The sequence below is a fragment of the Marinitenerispora sediminis genome (assembly GCF_003336425.1).
GTDB lineage: Bacteria > Actinomycetota > Actinomycetes > Streptosporangiales > Streptosporangiaceae > Marinitenerispora > Marinitenerispora sediminis.
Window position 1 is genome coordinate 19,880 of sequence record NZ_QEIO01000069.1, and the last position, 7,836, is coordinate 27,715.

At 72.7% G+C, this 7,836-nt stretch carries 6 protein-coding genes; 2 read left to right on the forward strand and 4 right to left on the reverse strand.

The genetic code is table 11. From position 1 onward, the window contains the following. A complete protein-coding gene (locus DEF28_RS14725; protein WP_114397938.1) occupies positions 1-717 on the reverse strand; it encodes a gamma-glutamyl-gamma-aminobutyrate hydrolase family protein in 717 nt (238 codons plus the stop codon). Positions 718-1,294: 577 nt separating this feature from the next. On the opposite strand from DEF28_RS14725, the gene DEF28_RS14730 reads away from it, so the two are divergent. Both DEF28_RS14730 and DEF28_RS14735 read left to right on the forward strand, forming a co-directional pair. Further along, positions 1,295-3,466 carry a carbon starvation CstA family protein gene (locus DEF28_RS14730; protein ID WP_233515308.1) on the forward strand — a complete coding sequence of 724 codons (2,172 nt, stop codon included), beginning with the start codon at positions 1,295-1,297 and terminating at the stop codon, positions 3,464-3,466. Further along, positions 3,463-3,717, forward strand: a complete 255-nt coding sequence (locus DEF28_RS14735) for a YbdD/YjiX family protein (RefSeq protein WP_233515309.1) — start codon at positions 3,463-3,465, stop codon at positions 3,715-3,717. Before DEF28_RS14730 ends, DEF28_RS14735 begins: the two co-directional genes overlap by 4 nt. Before the next feature lie 64 nt (positions 3,718-3,781). On the opposite strand, the gene thyX is transcribed toward DEF28_RS14735, so the two are convergent. From thyX to DEF28_RS14745, 3 genes are all read right to left on the reverse strand, one after another. After that, the gene (gene thyX, locus DEF28_RS14740; RefSeq protein WP_114397940.1) at positions 3,782-4,579 is read right to left on the reverse strand and encodes an FAD-dependent thymidylate synthase; all 798 of its coding nucleotides are present in this window, start codon (positions 4,577-4,579) and stop codon (positions 3,782-3,784) included. Between the two features lie 214 nt (positions 4,580-4,793). Further along, positions 4,794-4,937 carry a GPGG-motif small membrane protein gene (locus tag DEF28_RS28090; RefSeq protein WP_181874301.1) on the reverse strand — a complete coding sequence of 48 codons (144 nt, stop codon included), beginning with the start codon at positions 4,935-4,937 and terminating at the stop codon, positions 4,794-4,796. A 165-nt stretch (positions 4,938-5,102) separates the two neighbouring features. Further along, the gene (locus DEF28_RS14745) at positions 5,103-7,352 is read right to left on the reverse strand and encodes an anthranilate synthase component I (RefSeq protein WP_114397941.1); all 2,250 of its coding nucleotides are present in this window, start codon (positions 7,350-7,352) and stop codon (positions 5,103-5,105) included. Positions 7,353-7,836 lie beyond the last annotated feature (484 nt).

Genomic DNA, 7,836 nt, shown 5'->3' on the forward strand with positions numbered 1-7,836 from the left:
TCAGCCGTCGCCGCCGCGCCGGCGGGCGGCCGCCGCCACGAGCGCCTTGAAGACGCGCCGGTCGTCGCCCTCCTCCGGATGCCACTGCACCCCGACCGCGAAGGGGTGCCCGGCCACCTCGACGGCCTCCACGGAGTGGTCCTCCGCCCAGGCCACCGGCACGATGCGCTCACCCAGCCGGTTGAAGCCCTGGGTGTGCGACTCCAGCACGGTGGCGCGGTCGCCGAGCGCCTGCCCCAGCACGCTGGTCACGCTGACCGAGACGTCGGCGGAGGAGAGCTTGACCGGGTCGGCCGCGTGGCCGTCGTGGCCGGTGGTCTCGGGGAGGTACTGGACGAGCGTCCCACCGGTGGCCACGTTCAGGACGTGGGCGCCGCGGCCGATCCCGAGGACCGGGATGCCCTCGTCGACGGCGATCTGCGCCAGCGAGATCTCGAACGCGTCCCGCCGCGCGTCGGGGTCCTCGGTGCGCGGATGCGGGCGCGCGCCGTACAGGGCGGGGTCGACGTGCGCCCCGTCCGCCAGGAGGAAGCCGTCGAACCCGCCGGCGAGGTCGGGGACCCAGCGCGGATGCGTGGGCGGGACCGCCACGGGAAGGCCGCCGGCGCGGTGGACCTCGCGGAGGTAGGGCGTGGCGACGACGGCCGCCTCGCGGACCCAGCTTCCCCAGCGCGCGGGTTCGAGGTAGCTCGTGATCCCGATGAGCGGGCGGGGCATGCGTCCTCCTCAAGACCGGTCGCCCGGACCGGCGCTGCCGGATGGGGTCGCGCCAATCATGGCGCAAAAGCACATTCGCGTGGGTTGCCGTGACTAAACCGATAGCGACATTCGTCGCGTCATTCGCGGTGATCTTGCGCGTTTCCGCACCCGAGGCCCGTCACCGGCGGACAGCCCAGCGGCGATCCGCCGGCAATCGCCGCGAATCCGGCGCCCGCCCGCGAATGCGTAGCCGGTTCGCCCCGGATCCGGGGACGGGAGGCCGTCCGCTCGGCGCGGCCCTCGCCGTGCCGCGGGCCGCTCCCCCGAGCGCGCGGGCCGCGGCCGTCCGGGCATCTCCCTCGATCCGCCTGTCTTCGGTGTTAAGTACCGGTGAACTTGTCGTCAAATCGTCGCTGAAACTCCCTGGACCTGCCCCACGCGCGGTGACACCATTCCCGCGTCGGTGATCTGCACCACCCGGAGCGGATCACCCGAGCTCATGGGCCGCCACGTGACGGAAAGGGGACCGCCCGTGTCCAGTAGCACGGCCGACACAGCAGCAGGCCAAGGTCGGCAACGCCCGAAATGGAGCCCCGTGCGGGTTGTCGTGTGGACCGCTGTGGCGCTGGTCGGCGCCGGCGCCTGGTCGGTGCTGGCGCTGTCGCGCGGCGAGGAGATCTCGGCGGCCTGGCTGATCTTCGCGGCCCTCGCCTCCTACGCGATCGGATACCGGTTCTACGCCCGCTTCATCAGCTACCGGGTCCTGCGGGTGGACGACACCCGCGCCACCCCGGCCGAGCGGCTGAACAACGGCACGGACTTCCACCCGACCGACCGCCGGGTGCTCTACGGCCACCACTTCGCCGCGATCGCCGGCGCAGGCCCCCTGGTGGGCCCGGTGCTCGCCGCCCAGATGGGCTACCTGCCCGGCACCATCTGGATCATCCTCGGCGTGATCTTCGCCGGGGCCGTGCAGGACATGGTGGTGCTGTTCTTCTCCATGCGCCGCGACGGCCGCAGCCTCGGCCAGATGGCGCGCGAGGAGATCGGCCCGGTCGGCGGCGTGGCCGCGCTGGTCGCGGTCCTGGCCATCATGGTCATCCTGCTGGCGGTGCTGGCGATGGTGGTGGTCAACGCGCTGGCGGACTCGCCGTGGGGCGCCTTCTCGCTGGTCATGACCATCCCCATCGCGCTGTTCATGGGCTGCTACCTGCGCTACCTGCGCCCAGGCCGGGTCATGGAGACCTCGGCGATCGGCGTGGTCCTGCTGCTGCTCGCCATCGCGGGCGGCGGCTGGGTCAACGAGCACCCGGTGCTGAGCGAGCTCTTCCACTTCTCCCACAACGAGCTCACGTTCGGCCTCATCATCTACGGGTTCGTGGCGTCGGTGCTGCCGGTGTGGCTGCTGCTCGCGCCGCGCGACTACCTGTCGACCTTCATGAAGGTCGGGGTCGTGGCCCTGCTCGCGGTGTCCATCATCGTCACGATGCCGACGCTGCGGCTGCCGGCCTTCACCGACTTCGCGTTCAACGGCGAGGGGCCGGTCTTCGCGGGGTCGCTCTTCCCGTTCGTGTTCATCACCATCGCCTGCGGCGCGCTGTCCGGCTTCCACTCGCTCATCTCCTCGGGCACCACCCCGAAGCTGATCGAGAAGGAGTCGCAGGTCCGGATGATCGGCTACGGCAGCATGCTGACCGAGTCGTTCGTCGCCGTCATGGCGCTGGTGGCGGCCTGCGTCATCGACCCCGGTGTGTACTTCGCCATGAACATGCCGGCGGGCGCGCTCGGCGACACGGTGCAGAGCGCCGCGGCGGCCGTCACCCAACTCGGCTTCACCGTGACGCCCGAGACCCTGCAGTCCACGGCGGCCATGATCGAGGAGAACAGCGTCCTCGCCCGCACCGGCGGCGCGCCGACCTTCGCGCTGGGCGCCGCGCTGATCTTCTCCGAGGTCTCGGCGATCTTCGGCGCCGCCATGACGGCGTTCTGGTACCACTTCGCGGTGATGTTCGAGGCGCTCTTCATCCTCACCACCGTGGACGCCGGCACCCGGGTGGGCCGGTTCATGCTGCAGGACACCCTCGGCAACATCTACAAGCCGATGCGCGACGTGAGCTGGAAGCCCGGCCTGTGGCTGACCAGCGCGCTCGTGGTCGCCGGCTGGGGCTACTTCCTGTGGGCGGGGGTCAACGACCCGCTCGGCGGGATCAACCAGCTCTTCCCGCTGTTCGGCATCGCCAACCAGCTGCTGGCGGCCGTGGCGCTCGCGGTGTGCACCACGCTGCTCATCAAGTCCGGCCGGGCGAAGTACGCCTGGGTGACGCTGGTCCCACTGGCGTGGGACGCGGTCGTCACCCTCACCGCCAGCTGGCAGAAGGTGTTCTCCTCCGACCCGGCCATCGGCTTCTTCGCCCAGCGCGCGCAGTACGTCGAGGCGCTGGAGAACGGGGAGACCAGCCTGGGCGCGGCCCAGTCGGTCGAGCAGATGCGCCAGGTGGTGGTCAACACGACGGTGGACGGGATCCTGGCGGCCGTGTTCGCGCTGCTCGTGATCGTGATCCTCGTCGACGCCGCCCGGGTGTGGGTCAAGGCACTGCGGGCCGGCGGCAGGCTGCCCACCACGGAGACGCCGCACGTGCCCTCGCGGCTGTGGGCCCCCTCCGGGCTGATCGCCACCCGCGAGGAGCGGGCCACCGCCCGCCAGCTGGCGGAGGCCGGCGCGGGGAGCGGCACCGGCGCCGAGCCGGCCGGGACGGCGGAGCGGTGACAGCGGACACCGGAGCCGCCCCCGGCGGCCGGGCGCCGCTCGGGGCGCTGCGCCGACCGCTGTCCCGGATCCGGGCGGCCCTGCGCGAGGGATGGCAGATCGCCCGGGGGATCACCGGCGAGCGCGCCTACGAGATCTACCTGGAGCACCACCGCCGGACGCACCCGGGTGTGCCCGCCATGGGCGAGCGGGAGTTCTGGCGGTGGTACGTCGACCGGGGCGACACCCATCCCGGTTCGCGCTGCTGCTGACGCGCGGCGGCGCCGGCCCCGCGGTGCGCCTTCCCAGGCGGCATCGCGGGCCGGCGCCCCGGGTTCAGACCTTGCGCCAGCGCGGCACCCAGGCGCCGTCGGCGACCTCGTAGTCGCCGAACAGCGCGGGGGCCTCCTTGACCATCAGCTCGCCGATCCGGCCGAACAGCAGCCGGATCTCCTCCTCCGCGCCCGGAGCGGTGCGCGCCTCCAGGGTGTGCCGCAGGGTGCGGACGTTCGCGGTCCACACCAGGCCGGTGGCCACCCCTTCCGGGGCGAACCGCCGCATGAAGGACGTGCGGTGCTTCTTCTCCGCGAACGGCACGCCCTCCTCGTCGAGTCCGAAGTGCTCGGCCATCCAGAGCTGGAACTCCTCCATGCGGCCGAGCATGTCGGTGGCCCGCTCCATCAGCTCCGCGTCCTGCCGGGCCCACTCGGGGAACCAGAACGGCAGGTCGGTCAGCCGGACGAACCGCAGGGACTCCTGCGAGATGGCGACCCCGGGCCGGTGCCGGATCAGCTCGTGCGTGAGCACCCGACTCACGTTGTGCAGCACGAAGCTGAAGCTGACGTGCTCCAACACCGATCCGTGCAGGCTGGCCAGGATGTTCGCCAGATAGGCGTCCTGGTCGGTGCGGACCCGGACGACGTTGGGGTTGAGCCCCGGCTCCCAGGAGCGGTAGCACAGCCGGCCGGCGAACTCGGCCAGGTTCTGCGGGTCGTTCAGCGCGGAGTCCAGGTCCCCGCGGTCCAGGCGCTCCAGCCAGCTCTGCCCGCCGACGTCCGCCAGATAGCGGGCGATCTCCTCGTAGTCCAGCTGCGGGCGCGCTATCAGGTGGACCTCGGGTTCGACGCTCTTCACGTGACTTCTTCTCCCCCATGACCTGAACCGCTCGGGTGCCGGCTCCAGGTGTGATCGCTCCGACGACATGGCTGTTCGGCGCGTTCCCGGACGGGGGCGCGCCGACCGCCGGTGATCGAACCTAGCACCGCCGCGGGGTGGCACGACCTGGTCGGGGGTGGGGCCGCGGAGGGCGGGCGTCGAGCCCGCCCGCTCCGCGCCGGGTGGGTGGCGGCTAAGCCCCGATGTAGAAGTTGGACGGCGCGATGATCAGGCCCACCACGATCAGCACGATGCCCCACAGCATTTGGCGGCGGAGCAGCGCGAGCACGCCGGCGACGATGAGGACAACTCCGAGAATCAGTAGTAGAACACCCATGCCGATGCGCTGCCCGGTTCGGGGGCGGAAAAACGCGACCGGCGCCGGATCTCGCCCCGCTACCGCCCTGACCTGGGCGTTCAGTAGCGGACACCGTTTCGGTGGGAGCGGCGGCGGGAGCCCGGGCCGGCGTCCGGACGGCCGTCCAGACGCCGGCCCGGGCGCTCAGCGCGCCAGGCGCAGCACGTTGGCCACGACGCGCTCGCCCACCGCCGCGGTGAGGATGGACTCCGGGTGGAACTGCACCGCCCAGCGCTTGGCCCGCGGGTCCTCGATCGCCATGACGACGGGCTCCGCGCCGTCGGCCACGACAGCCGTCACCGTGAAGTTCTTCACGCGGTCCGGCGTGGTGTAGGTGGAGTGGTAGCGCGCGGCCGTGAACTCGCCCTCCGCCGCCTCCCCGGTGTCCCCGTCCGCCCCGGCGCCGATTCCGGCGAGCAGTTCGCCGCCGGTGGCCCGGACCAGGGACGGCTTGCCGTGCACCGGCTCGGCCAGCGTGCACAGTTCACCGCCCGCGTGCTCCACCATGGCCTGCAGGCCGAGGCAGACGCCGAAGACCGGCAGCCGCCGGCGGTCGAGCTCGTCGAGCAGCGCGGCGGTGCCGAAGTCGCTCGGCAGGCCCGGACCGGGCGAGAGCACCACGAGGTCGGGCGCGAGCTCGTCCAGCCGCGCGGGGTCGAAGCCGTGCCGGAGCGTGGTGACCTCCGCCTCGTGCCGGCGGAAGTAGTCGGCCAGGGTGTTGACGAAGGAGTCCTCGAAGTCGACCAGCAGCACCCGCATCCCCTCGCCGGCGGGCTGCTCGGCCGCCGGCGCAGCGGCCGGCCGCCCGGCGTCCGCGGCCGGGCGCCCCCCGCTGTCCTCGGCCAGCGTCTCCAGCAGGGCGCGCGCCTTGAGGAAGGTCTCGCGCTCCTCGGCGTCGGGGTCGGAGTCGTACAGCAGCGTCGCGCCGACCCGCACGGTGGCGACGCCGTCGCGGATGTGCGCGGTGCGCAGGGTCAGACCGGTGTTCATCGAGCCGTCGAAGGCGATCACCCCCACGGCCCCGCCGTACCAGCGGCGCGGGGTGGTCTCGTGGGTCTCGATGAACCGCATGGCCCAGGTCTTCGGTGCGCCGGTGACCGTGACCGCCCACATGTGGGTGAGGAAGGCGTCCAGCGCGTCGAACTCCGGCCGGAGCCGCCCCTCGATGTGGTCGACGGTGTGGATCAGCCGGCTGTACATCTCGATCTGGCGGCGGCCGATGACCCGCACGCTGCCCGGCTCGCACACCCGGGACTTGTCGTTGCGGTCGACGTCGGTGCACATCGTCAGCTCGGACTCCTCCTTGGGCGAGCTGAGCAGGGCGCGGATGTTGTCGGCGTCGCCGAGCGCGTCCTCGCCGCGGCGGATCGTGCCGGAGATCGGGCAGGTCTCCACCCGCTGGCCCTCGCCGGGCGCTCCGGTGACCCGTACGAACATCTCCGGGGACGCGCCCACCAGGTACTCGCCCTCGCCCAGGTTGAGGAAGAACTCGTAGGGGGCGGGGTTGCGCTCCCGCAGCCGCTCGTAGAACCGGGCGGGCGAGTCGCAGGCTCCGTAGGTGCGGTGGCTGGGCACCACCTCGAAGAGGTCGCCCCGGACGAACCTCTCCTTGGCGTCGGCGACGATGGCGGCGTAACTGCCCGGCTCCGGCGGCGGCGGGACCTCGCGGGCGGAGACGGCCGGGGTCGGCTCGGTCCGCCGGGGCAGGCCCTCGGTCGTGGCCTCGCCGGCGCCGGTCAGCTCGGCGGGGACGGTGAACTCGTAGCGGTTGCGCACGCAGGTCTCGCGCTTGCGGTCGTGCACCACGATCTCGTCCGGAAGCTGGAGCACGAGGTCGCGGTCGTCGGGGTCGCGGGGCAGCCGCTGCTCGATCGGCTCGAACTGGAAGGCGAGGTCGTAGCCGAACGCGCCGTACAGCCCGAGGTGCGGGTCCTCCGGGCCGGCGAACAGCGCCACGATCGAGCGCAGGGCCGAGAAGACGCTGGGCCTGCGGCTGCGCTGCTCCTCCGTGAAGTACTCCCCCGCCGCGGGTTCCGGGATGGTCACGTCCACCACGCCGTACGCCGGCGCCCGGTCGGGCGCCGCGGGCTCCGCGGGGCGGCCGTGCTCCAGGAGCGCACGGGCGACGACCGGCAGCAGGACCGCTCCGCGCTCGTTCAGCGCGCTGGCGGTGACGCGCCGACCGCGCGCGACCACCTCCAGGCAGGGGTCGACGTAGCCGAGGTGCCAGCGGCTGTAGCGCCCCGGATACTCCATTCCGGACGAGAGCACGCCGCCGCGGCGGCGTTCGACCGCGGCGGTGAGCTCGGTGAGGACGCCGGGGTCGCAGGGCGTGGCGGTGCTGCGCACGGCGATACCGCCGGCGGTGCGATAGGTACGGGAGCTGTCGTCCACGGGCCGGTCCTTTTCGCGTGGTGTCCACGCGGCGCCCGAACCGTGGCCGAGAACGAGAACGACCGCCGGCGCGGGCGGTCGCTGGTCAGATCGTCGGTAATGCGAACCAGATGCGCCGCCTAGGAGCGGCGCCACCACTGGTGTCGGAGCGGAGTGGTTCGCATGCCTGAGAGTGTAGCGGGTGCGCGGGCTGTCCCGCCCGGCGCAACCGCGGCTCGCCGAGGCCGGGGCTGGTCGGCGGCGACCAGCCAGCGCACCGCCAGGCCGTTCCACGCGTGGCGAAGGCCGGGTGGCCGGCTGCCGGTGACGGGAGTAGTGCCCTCACCCGCACCTCCGCCAACCTGACCGCCCCCCTGCCGCGCTCGCGGCTCTGCCGCGCCCGTGCGCCGAGGCGGCGCTACGTGGAGCGGCTCCTGTGCTGCGGGCGGACCGACCAGCGCGGGGACGGGGACGGTGAACTCGTAGCGGTTGCGCACGCAGGTCT

What these genes read in the sequence shown, in the direction of transcription:
- DEF28_RS14725 (WP_114397938.1), bottom strand. Translation starts at nt 717, where the DNA reads ATGCCCCGCCCGCTCATCGGGATCACGAGCTACCTCGAACCCGCGCGC.
- DEF28_RS28090 (WP_181874301.1), bottom strand. Translation starts at nt 4,937, where the DNA reads ATGGGTGTTCTACTACTGATTCTCGGAGTTGTCCTCATCGTCGCCGGC.